The 568-nt window shown below is 64.1% G+C and carries 1 protein-coding gene; it reads right to left on the bottom strand.

The annotated features are described in order from the left end of the window. The coding region (locus QQF40_RS17015) for a CDK5RAP3 family protein (protein WP_285462035.1) at positions 1-568 on the bottom strand (568 nt) is incomplete at both ends.

The raw sequence follows: 568 nt of genomic DNA, 5'->3' as shown, positions 1-568 counted from the left end.
GGCTTCACCGGTGATGGTGCCGCCGTTGCCGTCGTCCAGGGTCACGGTGACGGTGTCACCTTCTTCTGTGCCGGTGGTGAGGGTGACGCTGGTCTGCAGGCCATCGGCCAGTTCGGCAGCGGTCACGCCATCGGCGGCTTCATCGATGGTGAGGACCGGCGCATCCGTGCCGCCTTCGCCGCCCGGCGACGTTGTGTCTTTAGTCGATGTGTCTAAGAACTCGGCGGAATTGCCGGCGTTATCGGTGACTGTCAGCGTCGCGGTCAGTTCGCCTTCGGCCAGACCGGACAGGTCCTGGCCCGCGACTATCAGGTTAGTGCCCTCGACCGTGATATCGGCGGTGTCGATGGTAACGGAGCCACCTTCGCCGTCGGTGATCACCAGCTGGACGTTGCCGCTGTCCAGGCCGTCCTCGATGGTGCCGGACAGGGTGACGTTGCCGATTTCGTCGGCATTTAGGAAGCCGTCGTCACCATCGCCGAAGGCGATGCTGTTCTCGCCTGCCGCCGGCGGGGTGGTGTCAGTGGCGGTATCGACGATGACGGAGTTGGACGGATCACTGGTGTTG

This window comes from Cobetia sp. LC6, assembly GCF_030264805.1.
Taxonomy (GTDB): Bacteria; Pseudomonadota; Gammaproteobacteria; order Pseudomonadales; family Halomonadaceae; genus Cobetia.
This window is presented reverse-complemented; position numbering and strand designations above follow the sequence as displayed.